This is a genomic window from Arthrobacter cavernae, from assembly GCF_017368795.1.
GTDB lineage: Bacteria > Actinomycetota > Actinomycetes > Actinomycetales > Micrococcaceae > Arthrobacter > Arthrobacter cavernae.
The window spans coordinates 1-12,791 of record NZ_JAFNLL010000063.1 but is presented as its reverse complement, the minus strand read 5'-3'; the positions used below and the strand labels follow the sequence as shown (position 1 = coordinate 12,791).

The 12,791-nt window shown below is 63.2% G+C and carries 12 protein-coding genes; 11 read left to right on the top strand and 1 reads right to left on the bottom strand.

Annotated elements, in window-relative coordinates:
* The first annotated feature begins 64 nt into the window (after positions 1-64).
* The 7 genes from J1902_RS18125 to J1902_RS18100 all read left to right on the top strand — a co-directional run bounded on the left by J1902_RS18125 (position 65) and on the right by J1902_RS18100 (position 6,338).
* On the top strand, positions 65-445 hold the full coding sequence (locus J1902_RS18125; RefSeq protein WP_207617776.1) for a cupin domain-containing protein: 381 nt from the start codon (positions 65-67) through the stop codon (positions 443-445).
* Between the two features lie 23 nt (positions 446-468).
* A complete protein-coding gene (locus tag J1902_RS19740; protein ID WP_278253672.1) occupies positions 469-936 on the top strand; it encodes a dimethylamine monooxygenase subunit DmmA family protein in 468 nt (155 codons plus the stop codon).
* The gene (locus J1902_RS18120) at positions 846-1,919 is read left to right on the top strand and encodes a PDR/VanB family oxidoreductase (protein ID WP_278253671.1); all 1,074 of its coding nucleotides are present in this window, start codon (positions 846-848) and stop codon (positions 1,917-1,919) included. Before J1902_RS19740 ends, J1902_RS18120 begins: the two co-directional genes overlap by 91 nt.
* Positions 1,916-2,917 (top strand): heme-dependent oxidative N-demethylase family protein, encoded by a 1,002-nt coding sequence (locus J1902_RS18115; protein WP_207617775.1) that lies wholly within the window; start codon positions 1,916-1,918, stop codon positions 2,915-2,917. The genes J1902_RS18120 and J1902_RS18115 overlap by 4 nt, the downstream gene beginning before the upstream one ends.
* A gap of 134 nt (positions 2,918-3,051) precedes the next feature.
* Positions 3,052-4,992 (top strand): primary-amine oxidase, encoded by a 1,941-nt coding sequence (locus J1902_RS18110; protein ID WP_207617774.1) that lies wholly within the window; start codon positions 3,052-3,054, stop codon positions 4,990-4,992.
* A 65-nt stretch (positions 4,993-5,057) separates the two neighbouring features.
* Positions 5,058-5,780, top strand: a complete 723-nt coding sequence (locus J1902_RS18105; RefSeq protein WP_307794488.1) for a DUF5134 domain-containing protein — start codon at positions 5,058-5,060, stop codon at positions 5,778-5,780.
* 189 nt (positions 5,781-5,969) lie between these two features.
* Positions 5,970-6,338 carry a PepSY domain-containing protein gene (locus tag J1902_RS18100; protein WP_242702191.1) on the top strand — a complete coding sequence of 123 codons (369 nt, stop codon included), beginning with the start codon at positions 5,970-5,972 and terminating at the stop codon, positions 6,336-6,338.
* Positions 6,339-6,484: 146 nt separating this feature from the next.
* Here the strand turns inward: J1902_RS18100 and J1902_RS18095 are convergent, their stop codons facing one another.
* On the bottom strand, positions 6,485-7,753 hold the full coding sequence (locus tag J1902_RS18095) for a helix-turn-helix transcriptional regulator (RefSeq protein ID WP_207617778.1): 1,269 nt from the start codon (positions 7,751-7,753) through the stop codon (positions 6,485-6,487).
* 226 nt (positions 7,754-7,979) lie between these two features.
* On the opposite strand from J1902_RS18095, the gene tkt reads away from it, so the two are divergent.
* From tkt to J1902_RS18075, 4 genes are all read left to right on the top strand, one after another.
* Positions 7,980-10,130: a transketolase gene (gene tkt, locus J1902_RS18090; RefSeq protein WP_207617777.1), complete on the top strand. Its 2,151-nt coding sequence runs from the start codon at positions 7,980-7,982 to the stop codon at positions 10,128-10,130.
* Positions 10,131-10,229: 99 nt separating this feature from the next.
* Entirely contained in the window at positions 10,230-11,351 is a 1,122-nt protein-coding gene (gene tal, locus J1902_RS18085; RefSeq protein WP_207617772.1) for a transaldolase, read from the top strand.
* Positions 11,352-11,439: 88 nt separating this feature from the next.
* Entirely contained in the window at positions 11,440-12,159 is a 720-nt protein-coding gene (rpe, locus tag J1902_RS18080; protein ID WP_207617771.1) for a ribulose-phosphate 3-epimerase, read from the top strand.
* A 10-nt stretch (positions 12,160-12,169) separates the two neighbouring features.
* A complete protein-coding gene (locus J1902_RS18075) occupies positions 12,170-12,643 on the top strand; it encodes a ribose-5-phosphate isomerase (protein ID WP_207617770.1) in 474 nt (157 codons plus the stop codon).
* Positions 12,644-12,791: the final 148 nt, after the last annotated feature.

Genomic DNA, 12,791 nt, shown 5'->3' with positions numbered 1-12,791 from the left:
ACAAAACAGTCTCACCTGCAATAAATCAACATTTCTGACAGATCTTTCCAACACAGGAGTAATCATGGAAACCACTCTCGTAGGAACACTCAGCAAGGCCGGATCCATCCACAAAGTAGAAAACGGCTTCATCGGACTGCCGTCGATGAACGAGCCTGGGACGGTCGCTGCGATCGGTGACTCCCTTCACAACCCCGCCGGGTCTGTCATGTGCGCCGGCTTCTTCGAGCTGAAGGCCTCCGAACCCTTGGTGTACACGTACACCTACGACGAAATGAAGGTCGTCATCAAGGGTGAATTCATCCTCACCGACCAGAGCACCGGGGAAGTGACGCACGCGAAGGAACGCGATGTGCTGTTCTTCCCCAAGGGCACCACGGTGAAGTTTGAGACCCCTGAGTATGGTCTGGGGTTCTTCGCCGGCGACCGCACCTTCGCACCCTAGGACCCACCGTGCGTTCCGCGTCAATGCCGCCGGCAGCAGGCACCGGCTTGGAACCTGGTTTCCGCGGTGTCATCTGTGCGTCGTTTGGCTCCACAGGTGACACCGCGGAACAGCACAGCGGTGGCCGGCCCAGGCACGACCTCCGTTTCGAGTCCGCAAACCCGGAGACCCTCTCGGACTTGAGATCCGCGCTCGGACGTTCGCACGTCGGAGTCCGGCTCGTACTCGCCGGTCCCCAATCGGACATCCGGGCAGCCGCCGCCGCAGCTGCGGAATGTGGACTGCTGGAGGAGGAGGTGATCCTCCTAAGTGACGGCATGGGACCCAGCGTTATTTATTGCCCGCACTGCCGCATCACGACAACCGTCAGGGCAGCCAGTCCCGAGGTGGCGTGCCAAGGATGCGCCACCACTTTGGCCATCACGGATCACTTCTCTCGCCGAATTGGCGCGTACCTGGGTTACTCAGCCCATGCCGAGGAGGCATCATGACAGTGACGGCGCTCCAGACTGGTATCCATCCGGCGGTGGACGGAGGCCTCCTGCTGGAGGTGACCAACGTCAGCATCCAGACGGACTCGATCGTTAGCATCACGTTCGCTGATCCGTCGGGCGGGCCACTGCCGTCCTACGTCCCGGGAAGCCACTTGGTGGTCCAGTACGGGACCGGCGTCAATGCCTACTCCCTGACGGGTTCGGGCAGTGCCCCGTCCGAATACGCCATCTCGGTCCTCCAAGTTGAAGACGGCGGCGGCGGCTCCGTGGCCATGCATCGACTTTCCGTCGGTGACCGTGTTCAGGTTTCGCGTCCCCGCAGTGCCTTTGCCCCCGTGTCAACAGCAACGCATCATCTGCTGGTTGCCGCAGGAATCGGAATCACGCCAATTCTTTCGCACGCACGAGCCGCGGCCGAACGGGGCATCCCAGCATCCGTGATCTACGTCCACCGGCGCGGGGCGGGGGCGCACGTGGCAGACGCGAGCGAACTGCTGAGCCGCGGGCTAACCGAGCTGATCGAATGCACTGATCGCGGCAGTTTCCAGCAAGTCCTGACGGAAAAGCTAACTACCCAGGAGCTGGGAACGCACCTTTACGTTTGCGGGCCGGATCCCTTCATGAACACGGTCTTGGATCAGGCACGGGAGCATGGATGGTCCCAGGCCCGACTGCATTCAGAGGCATTTGGAGCGGCCGAGCTGGACGAGGGCGAACCCTTCACGGTGAACCTGGTTCGCAGCGGTATCAGATTGGACGTTCCGGCCGGCGTTTCGTTGTTGGAGACGCTCGAAAAGGCAGGCAAGAGCATTCCGAACATGTGCCGCAAAGGCATTTGCGGTGAATGTTCCCTGTCGGTGCTGCGGGGGACACCGCAGCACCGGGATCTCTACCTGAGTGACCAGGAAAAGGCTGCGAACACCACAATGATGTGCTGCGTTTCGCGCAGTGACGACCCAGAATTGGAGTTGGACCTTTGAGCATCACCATCATCGACAAAGACGCTGACACCGCGGTCCTCCCGGAACGGATCAGACGTTTCCCTTTCCCGTTTTCCGCCGACAGCTACCGGTACAGCGCCAACGTCGAACCGGCCACGAAAACAGTGACAACAGAAGCCGGCGAATGGGGCGCCCGGCTGCTGGACATTGACGAGCACTATCTTCAGGAATTGGCCGAACGTGACGGAGTGCTGACCCGCGACCCTTCACGCATGCAGGTCCTCCCTCACATGCGGCCTGCAGTGTGGGACACCATCTCCACGCTGCTGTCCGCTATGGCTGAAGAATACCCGGACACGATGTCCTTCCACCGGGAAGGGAACGCCTGCCGCTGGCGGAACGCTTTGCAGAACCTCGACGTCGAATTCACCATCGGCGACGACAGCTCGCTACCGATGGGCCCACTACGGTTTCTGGGCAGCCAGATCCAGGACGACATCATCCTGCTGGACGTTCGTGAGGACACGATGTGGCTCGACGCCGGCCTGGTCACCTTCGCCGCCGACTGGTCCTTCGGTTTCGACGTTGGCATGAACTTCCTCGAGATCCACGGTCCCGTGCCGCGGCTAAAGGAGGAACAGATCATCACCAGGGCGCACCAATTCCTCTTGCGGCTGCAACCCGGCGAGCAATATCGCCGAACCAACTGGACCATGACCATTGACCGGCGTTTGGACACCTCCACCGAAACCTACCCGGAATGGGGCCCTGACCGCGGAACCATAGCCGCAGACCCTGCACTGCCGGATAGGCTCCACCTGCGGGTGGAAGTTCAGCATTTGATCCGCCTCCCGCACTCCGGGGCCATGCTGTTCCTGGTCCGGACCCACCTCCTCCCCCTCTCCGACATCGCCCGCGTACCCGCATGGCGCGAAAAGTTTGGCCGGGTGCTGGCCGAACTTCCCGAAGACATGGCGGACTACAAAGGCATCTCCCGCTTCCGCAAGGCTGCATCTGATTGGCTGCTGGCCGGCTAATCAGCGGCGCAGCCCCGTTTCACCTGTTCCTGGCCGATTCGGCCAACAAAAACCCACTGGGGCAATTACTGGGGAACGCCTCGGCTGTTTGGCCGTTCGGTCCTCAACCTGATGAAAGAACCAAGGAGAAAACCATGACTATCAATACTGAAACTGAAGCCGTTGTAGGGGTAGCGCACCCTCTTGATCCGCTGTCCCGCGCCGAGATTTCCCGGGCGGCTTCAATCTTGAAGGACGGCCCGGCCGCGGCAGAAACGTTCCGCTTTATCAGCGTTGAACTGCGCGAGCCTGACAAGGAACTGCTCAGGACCGGCGCTAAGACGGTTCGCGAAGCAGATGCGGTGCTCGTCAACCGTGCCGAGGGACGTTCCTACGAAGCGATTGTCGACCTTGATTCGGGCATCGTCTCGAAGTGGACGCAGTTGGCTGCCAACATTCATCCTCCATTCATGCTGGACGAGTTTGCAGAGGGTGAAGAGAGCTGCCGAAAGAACCCTGAGGTCAAGGCTGCCCTCGCCAAGCGGGGCATCACTGATATGGACCTGGTCTGCTTCGAACCGTGGTCTGTGGGCTACTTCGGTGAAGACAACGAGGGACGGCGTCTGATGCGCGCTCTCGTCTTCGTCCGCCAGGAGCCTGACGACAGCCCTTACGCGCACCCGATCGAGAACTTCATCGTCATTGTCGACCTTAACTCCGGCGACGTCGTAAAAGTCGAGGACGACCAGGCGATCCCCGTCCCCAGTGCCAGCGGCAACTACCTGCCCAAGTACGTCGGGCTGGCCCGCACGGACCTCAAGCCCATCTCCATCACCCAGCCCGAAGGTGCTTCCTTCAAGGTCACCGGAAACCACGTCCAGTGGGCCGACTGGTCCTTCCGTGTCGGTTTCACCCCCCGCGAAGGCCTGGTCCTTCACCAGCTCCGCTTCCGCAACAAGGACACCGAACGCCCCGTCATCAACAGGGCATCACTGTCGGAAATGGTGGTCCCGTACGGTGACACCGCCCCCGTCCAGGCAAAGAAGAACGCCTTCGACTCCGGCGAATACAACATCGGCAACATGGCCAACTCCCTCAAACTCGGCTGCGACTGCCTCGGCGAAATCAAATACTTCGACGGCATCACCACCGACAGCCACGGCAACCCGCTGACCATCGAGAACGCCATCTGCATGCACGAGGAGGACGATTCCATCCTCTGGAAGCACTTCGATTTCCGCGAGGGCACCGCCGAAACCCGACGTAGCCGCAAACTCGTAATCTCCTTCATCGCCACCGTCGCCAACTACGAGTACGCCTTCTACTGGCACCTCTTCCTCGACGGCAGCATCGAGTTCCTGGTCAAGGCCACCGGCATCCTGTCCACCGCCGGCCAGAAGCCCGGCGAGAAGAGCCCCTACGGACAGACGCTGAACAACGACGGACTGTACGCGCCGATCCACCAGCACATGTTCAACGTCCGCATGGACTTCGAAATCGACGGACCCAAAAACGCCGTCTACGAAGTAGACATGGAAATCCCCAAGGACAACCCCACCCACACCGCGTTCATGGCCGTGGACCGGCTCCTGGAAACCGAACAGGCCGCCATCCGCAAGACTGACTCGTCCAAGCACCGCTTCTGGAAGATCGCCAACCGCGACAGCAAGAACCTGGTCAACGAACCCGTCGCCTACCGCCTCATCCCAACCAATGGCATCCAGCTCGCCGCCGGTGACGAATCGTATGTCAGCAAGCGCGCACAGTTCGCCCGCAACAACCTGTGGGTGACCGCTTACGACCGCACGGAACGTTTCGCGGCCGGCGAGTTCCCGAACCAGGCCACCGGCGCCGATGACGGCCTGCACATCTGGACACAGGCGGACCGGAACATCGTCGATAAAGACCTCGTGGTCTGGTACACCTTCGGCATGCACCACGTCGTCCGCCTCGAAGACTGGCCCGTCATGCCCCGCCAGAACATCGGCTTCATGCTCGAACCCCACGGCTTCTTCGACCAGAACCCAACCCTGAACCTGCCCAGCAGCATCACGGCATCTACCGAATCCTCGCACTGCTGCGGAACGGAAAAATGAACCGACCAAGCTGACTAGATAGAGCTGAAGAAGGAACAACCTTAAGACAGGCGGTCCCCGGTGCTGTGGCAGCAGCACCGGGGACCGTCCTGCACCTAACCCAACCCAGTAGTGAGAGTGTGATCCCCGTGTTCAACATCCCCGCAATTACCTGGGCCCTCACGGCCGTCCTGTTACTTAGTGGGAGCTACCAGGTCCTGCAAGCTACAAAATCTCACCAGCGCACGGATCAGGTAAACAAATGCCTCCATGCCCTCATGAACGTCCTGATGGCCACGATGTTGTGGAACCTCGCGCCCTCGACCATGCTGGCTCAGATCGGAGTCCTCGCCGGCGCCGCACTGTGGTTCGCCATTCAGGCCGTCGCCCGGCCGGAATTCAAAACACTCTGCGCAGGCACCCGGGACCGGCTCAAATGTGCCTACCACAGCCTCACCATGGCCGGTGCCGCCCTCATGGTCGCCATGATGGGCCACGTGACCACCACCGGCCAGGGAACCCTGCCAGCAGCCGGAACGTCCATGCCGCACGCCCACCACACGATGGCAGCCCAAACCCCCGCCGCGGCCGCAGCAACAATTGATCACTCACCCGATCTGGCGATCCTACTGACAGTGTTCTTCGGAGCTGCGGCGATGGTCTTCATTGTCCTTCTCCTGCGTTACCGGAAAACAACAATCGCTCCCCGCCACGGGACGGCCCCCAGGTTCTCCGTCCGCACAGAACACGGACTCGAAGCCCTCGGCGCCGCCGTCATGGCCCTCATGTTCGCCACCATGACCGCCTGACCGCATGACCTCAGCCCACACAGCCGTATCCCCAGTCCGCACCAAAGCCGGCATGGTGGAACCTTGCCAGGGCCGATCATCCTTGTTGCGTCGTGTGCATTGACGGTGCTGCCCGTGGCGGTGCTGACAAGTTCAGGTTGCCCTTGCCAGCCCTCATTGGTTTGCTTGGCGCCGGCAGGCCTGGCTGCATTGGGCCTTCCATTCCCTTTCCGGTGCGGCGCATTCAGCGGGGCCGCAAAGCTCACCCGCTGGGGCATCGCCGCGCACATGGGGGTGCTGTTCGGGTTGCCGAACCAGCTCGTCCTCCTGGCCATTGCCGCCAGGCTGGCGGCCATGGCCGTCTGGGGCTACGTGATGTGGTGGAAGCGGCGCCCCACCCGCGGCGGCGCCTGGGCCTTGGGCAGCCCCGCGCCGCGTGGGGCGCTCCTGCGCGCGCACTGGGCCGGTGTCCTGACAGCGATCACCATCATGGTCCCTCTCGGGCTCTTCCTGCCGCTGCTGGGCTGGAGCCTGCTGGCCTTCATCATCCTCGACACTGCCATAGCCACGGTCAAATGACGCCGGAACCGCACACCGGCCGCTGCAGAACCATCGATTGAGAAGGGCACGTCCAGGACGCTGCCATAACCCCTTTGGGAGAACCCGAGAAAGCCCCGGATGGCCGTAGCTGTCCGGGGCTTCCGTCGAAGACCGGCGTTACACCATCACCGGAATCCGTGGCTGTTTGCCAGGGCGATGGCCTCGGTGCGCGAGCCGACGTCGAGCTTCTTGAACAGGTTCCGCACATGGAACTTGACCGTATTCTCGCTGATGCCCAGCGTTGAGGCGATGGTACGGTTGCGGTGCCCGGCCACAAGGTGCTGGAGCACCTCGAGTTCCCGGGCGGCAAGGTCCCATCCGGCGACATCCGCGGCCGGGCGTACCTGCAGGTCCAGGGGGAGTGTGACGAAGACGTCTGCACCCCAGCCTGGCATGACGTCGATCCGCAACTGTCCGGTGAGTGCCTGGACCCGGCGGTCCAAACGGGCGATGCTCGGCGCGTCGGCGGCGAGTGCGCCGCGGCCGTCGTCGCGAACGTTGATCAGCAGGTTTTCGCCGTCGCAATCCCACTGAGTCCTTACCCTGCTGACGTCTGGTTGTTCTGTCATGGCGAGCACAAGTCCGCGGACGATGGCCCGTGCCGCATGGGCAACTTCGCCGGGCAGTGCCCTTCCATTCAGCGGCGGTTCGATGAATTCGATCTCGATGCCCCTGTAACGCGTGAGCGGTCGCAGGTCCTCCCGTAGGCGTTCGAAGGCCTTCGCAACGGGCTCTTTCACCAGGTCCGCCGTGCGGTCACTGTGCGTGCGGAGCCCGATTAAGGCTTTGGCGCTGAGGTCAGTGACGGTTGAGCGGGCCGTTGCATCGTCCAAGGAGGATGAGCGCAGGGCTGCCAGAAGGGTCTCCAGGGTGGTGGAATGCATATCGGTCAGTTCCGCTGTCACGCGGATGCGTTCGGCTGATGCGGCGCGGGATTCCAGCAGGTACGACGGCGGCGCGTCGGCCACCTTCTCTTGGATCCGCCGGGCGGCAATGCGCCACAGATACGTCACCCAGTCCAGCCCGGCATTGTTTTCCGGCTCGGTCGGGCGAGGATCCGTGAGGACGAGGAGGGCGTGGCTGGAGGCGTGTTTCAGGGCGAGTACGGGGCGGGAACTGCCGGCGAGCTCGGCTTCCCCAGACCAGGGTGTCTCATCCGAAAGGGTAGCGCGAAGCGTGTCGAGTTCGGCGATGGAGACGCGGGAAATGATCTCTTCCTCGCCCGCCTTCTTCTGCGGCCGCCCCGTGCAGTCTTCGGTGAAGATGACCAGCGCGCTGCTTCCCAGATAGGGGAGCGTGGCATCACGCAGTCGCTCCGCTATCTGGGTCAGCGGGGCGTCGGCCAATGCTGCGACGCTGTGCAGAAGAGGCCACGGCAGGTCTGGAAGAGGCATGGTGGATTCCTTCAGGGTCTGGTTGGTGGCTGCACTCATCCGGGCAGTCTACCGGGACGGAAGCGTCCACCCAACCCTAAAGTGTAGTAAGAACCGTCAGAAAACAGTGTTACCCCTACCCGTTCGGTTCGTAATGATGGATATCAACCAGAAGGCATCAGTGCGGCCGCTACAGGCCGATGACCGAAATCGAAGGGGATTAATCGTGAATCCGACAACAGATGTGATGCTGAGCAGCACTACACGTGCAACATCAAATCCCGAATCAGCAGCATTCACCTGGACGCCCGAGGACCAGCGCGCGGTGGACACCGCCCGCGTTCTGGCCGCGGACGCTGTAGAGAAGGTCGGCAACGGCCACCCCGGCACGGCCATGAGCCTTGCACCGGCCGCCTACCTTCTGTTCCAGAAGCTGATGCGCCACGACCCGCGCGACGCGGACTGGCTGGGCCGGGACCGCTTCATCCTGTCTCCCGGGCACTCCTCGCTGACCCTCTACATCCAGCTGTTCCTGTCCGGTTATGGCCTGGAACTGAAGGACCTTGAGGCGCTGCGCACCTGGGGTTCGCTGACGCCGGGCCACCCTGAGTACAAGCACACCGCCGGCGTCGAAATCACTACCGGCCCGCTGGGCCAGGGCCTTGCCTCCTCCGTGGGCTTCGCCTACTCCCAGCGCCGGATGCGCGGTCTGTTCGACGCCGACGCTGCCGAGGGCACGTCCCCGTTTGACCACACCATCTGGGTCATCGCCTCCGACGGCGACATCCAGGAAGGCGTGACCTCCGAGGCTTCCTCGCTGGCCGGCCACCAGGAACTGGGCAACCTCGTGGTGGTTTACGATGAGAACCACATCTCCATCGAGGACGACACCGACATCTCCTTCACTGAGGATGTCCTGAAGCGTTACGAGGCCTACGGCTGGCACACCCAGCGCGTGGACTGGACCGAGACGGGCGAATACGTCGAAGACGTCCAGGAGCTGTACTCGGCCCTGCTCGCCGCCAAGGCTGAAACGTCCAAGCCGTCCATCATTTCGCTGCGCACCATCATCGGCTACCCGGCCCCGAAGAAGCAGAACACCGGCAAGATCCACGGATCCGCACTGGGTTCAGAGGAAGTCGCAGGCCTCAAGGAGGTCATGGGCTTCGATCCGGCCAAGTCCTTCGAGGTGGACCAGGACGTCCTGGCCCACGCCCGCTCCGTCGTCGAACGCGGTGCCGCCGCCCGCAAGGAATGGGATGAGTCCTTCAACGCCTGGCAGGCAGCGAACCCCGAGGGCGCTGCTTTGTTGGAGCGGATCGAAGCCAAGAAGCTTCCGACCGGACTCGACGCCGTCCTGCCGGTCTTCGAAGCGGGCAAGGACGTCTCCACCCGCGCCGCCTCGGGCAAGGTCCTGAACGCACTCGGACCGGTCATGCCGGAGCTGTGGGGCGGTTCGGCCGACCTTGCTGAGTCCAACAACACCACCATCGAGGGCTCGCCGTCCTTCATTCCGGCATCGCGCTCCACCGATGCGTGGAAGGGCAACCCGTACGGGCGGGTCCTGCACTTCGGCATCCGCGAGCACGCCGCCGCGTCGATTGTGAACGGCATTTCCCTGCACGGACGCACCCGGGCGTTCTCGGGCACGTTCCTGATCTTCAGCGACTACCAGAAGCCGGCCATCCGCCTCTCGGCCCTCATGGGTGTCCCGTCCATCTATGTGTGGTCGCATGATTCGATCGGCCTTGGCGAAGACGGACCCACCCACCAGCCGGTGGAGCAGCTTTCCACCCTGCGCGCCATCCCGGGCCTGGACGTGGTCCGTCCGGGCGACGCCAACGAGGTGGGTATCGCGTGGAAGACCATTCTGGAGAACCACGAGAACCCGGCCGGCATCGTCCTGACCCGCCAGAACATCCCCACCTGGGCCCGTGGCGAGGGCGCGGCCGAGGGCGACACCTTCGGCTCCACCGCAGGCGTCGCACAGGGCGGCTACGTCCTCGCCGAGGCATCCAAGGGCGGCGAAACCGTTGATGCGCAGGTCATCCTGATCGCCACGGGTTCAGAGGTCCAGCTTGCCGTCGAGGCCCGCGAAGCCCTCCAGGCCGAGGGCATCGCCACGCGCGTTGTCTCGATGCCGTGCGTCGAATGGTTCAACAAGCAGGACGCCACATACCGCGAGTCCGTGCTCCCCGCCAACGTGAAGGCACGCGTCTCGGTCGAAGCCGGCCTCGCCCTGGGCTGGAAGGAATTCGTCGGCGACGCCGGCCGCTCCATCAGCCTTGAGCACTTCGGCGCCTCGGCTGACTACAAGCGGCTCTTCCAGGAATTTGGCATCACAGCAGAAGCAGTAGCTGCCGCCGCCAAGGACTCCCTGGCTGCAGCAAGCAACTAACACGCCCACCTGCAGTGCGGCGGCGCCGCGGGATACCCCAAGGCGTTCCCGCAGCGCCGCCGCAAACTGCCACCAATTTCGAAGGAAGAAACAGAAGCCATGACCGACGTAACACCCACCGCACAGCTTTCCGCCGCAGGCGTTTCCATCTGGTTGGATGACCTTTCCCGCGAACGGCTGTCCAGCGGCAGCCTGCAAAAGCTCATCGACGAAAAGAACGTTGTTGGAGTGACGACGAACCCGTCCATCTTCCAAGCCGCGATCACCTCCGGCAAGGACTACGAGGCAAAGATCGCCGAGCTGGCCGCGAGGGGCGCCAGCGTTGAAGAGACGATCTTCGAGATCACCACCGCGGATGTGGCCGACGCTTGCGACTTGTTCGCTCCGATCGCCGCCGCCACCAACGGCGTCGACGGCCGTGTCTCCATCGAGGTGGACCCCCGCCTGGCGTGGGACACCGAGGGCACGATCGCCGAGGCCAAGCGCCTCTACAAGAAGGTGGACAAGGACAACGTCCACATCAAGATCCCCGCAACCCTGGAAGGCCTGGCAGCCATTACGGCCACCCTGGCCGAGGGCATCAGCGTCAACGTGACCCTGATCTTCTCCCTGGAACGCTACCGGGCCGTCATCAACGCCTTCCAGGGGGGCCTGGAACTGGCCAAGGACAACGGCCACGACCTCTCCAAGATCCACTCCGTGGCATCCTTCTTCGTCTCCCGCGTGGACACCGAGATCGACAAGCGTCTCAACGCCATTGGCACCGCCGATGCAAAGGCCCTCAAGGGCAAGGCCGGCGTCGCCAACGCCCGTTTGGCCTACCAGGTCTACGAGGAGCTGTTCTCCACCGAGCGCTGGGCCGTCCTGGCCGCAGCCGGAGCACGCCCTCAGCGTCCCCTGTGGGCCTCCACCGGCGTGAAGGACCCGGCCTACCCGGACACCCTCTACGTGACCGAACTGGCAGCGGCCGGAGTGGTCAACACCATGCCGGAAAACACGCTCGATGCCACGTTCGACCACGGCGTGGTCACCGGCGACACCATCTCCGGAACCTACGACGAAGCCAAGCAGATCCTCAACGCCATCAAGGCCCAGGGCATCTCCTACGCCCTCGTCGTTTCAATCCTCGAATCCGAGGGCCTGAACAAGTTCGTGGCTAGCTGGAAGGAACTGCTGGCCGACGTCGATGCCGCCCTCGCCATCGCACGGAAGGCGTCCTAAACCGCCATCCGTATCGGCGGAGTGGAGACCCCTGGGGGTCTCCACTCCCTGACCCGCAAGCTCCGACCGCTACCGAAAGGCAGACACCATGTCCTCTTCACCCCTGAAGTGCTGCATCAACCCCAGCATCCTCTCGGCCGACTTCGTCAACCTCGAGGCGGAGCTGGCCCGCATCAGCAACGCTGATGCCGTGCACGTGGATGTCATGGACAACCACTTTGTGCCGAATCTGACCATCGGTCTGCCTGTCGTGGAACGGCTGCAAAAGGTCAGCCCCGTGCCGTTGGACGCCCACCTGATGATTTCCAACGCGGACCGCTGGGCGCCACAATTCGCCGATGCCGGCTTGAGTTCGGTGACATTCCACGTCGAGGCGTCCAACGCTCCCATTAGGCTCGCCCGCGAACTTCGTGCGCGCGGAGCCAAGGCGGGCATGGCGCTGCGCCCGGCCACCCCGGTGGAACCGTACCTGGACATGCTCACCGAACTGGACATGCTGTTGATCATGACGGTGGAGCCGGGCTTTGGCGGCCAGGCATTCCTTGACGTCATGTTGCCCAAGATCCGCCGTGCCCGCGCAGCGGTCGACGGTTCCGGCGTCAACGTAGCCATCCAGGTCGACGGCGGCATCACGGAGGAAACCATCACCCGTGCCGCGGAGGCTGGTGCCAACGTCTTCGTGGCCGGATCCGCCGTGTACGGCAGGCCGTCGCCAGCGGACGCGATCGAGTCACTGCGCGCGAACGGCCAACTCGCCTTCACCCCAACCAGACTGCACCCCAACAACGCCGCACCCCAACCAGCCTGAAGGAACACTCATGCGCGTTCACATCGCAACCGACCACGCCGGCATGGAGCTCAGCGCCCACCTCATCACCGCACTGTCAGCCAACGGCTACGAGATGGTGGACCACGGGCCTGACACCTACGACGCCGAGGACGACTACCCAGCTTTCTGCATCAAAGCCGCGTTAGCCGTCGTGGCCGACCAAGCCGCGGGCGTGGACGCCCTCGGGATAGTGCTGGGCGGCTCGGGCAACGGCGAGCAGATCGCCGCGAACAAGGTCCAAGGCGTGCGGGCGGCCCTGGCGTGGAACCTCGACACGGCCAAGCTGGCCCGCGAACATAACAACGCCAACGTCGTAGCAGTGGGCGGGCGCCAGCACACCGTTGAAGAGGCCACCGAACTGATCGAAGCATTCCTGGCAGAACCATTCAGCAATGCCGAGCGCCACGAGCGCCGCATCGGCAAGATCGCCACCTACGAGGCCACCGGCGAGGTTGCCGAGTAGCTTCACTTCGCCAGGGCCCCGCGCAATCCGTTCGAAGGACTGCGCGGGCCTTGGGACTTTCTGGCGCGTGTTTGTGGCAGGCGTGCCCAAAAACAAGATTCATTTTGAGGAGTCACCATGCCCATTGCAACCCCAGAGATTTACTCCG